Here is a 262-nt window from a genome sequence, read left to right on the forward strand (position 1 = left end):
CTTTTATTTTCTCATAATTTATATCTAACATTAATTGTAGACATGCTATACCTTCCTCAATAGAATGAAGAGATTCTTTTTCTAATCGATCCAATAATTTACTATTAAAAGTAATTGGAAGAGGATACCGTTTATCTAATTTCATACTCTGATAAATTAATTGTAAACGAGATAATATATTATTTTTCTTTTTTTCACATGTTACTGTGTGTTTCATGTTATTAAATTCATTTAATAACAGTGTCAATTCATCTCGGTTTCC

1 pseudogene is annotated in these 262 nt (G+C 25.2%); it reads right to left on the reverse strand.

Annotation, left to right across the window (positions count from 1 at the left end):
• Positions 1 to 262: pseudogene (locus tag KI369_RS28920) on the reverse strand (homoserine dehydrogenase); the annotation flags it as partial.

Origin of the sequence: Bacillus sanguinis, from assembly GCF_018332475.1 — a bacterium.
Classification (GTDB): Bacteria; Bacillota; Bacilli; order Bacillales; family Bacillaceae_G; genus Bacillus_A; species Bacillus_A sanguinis.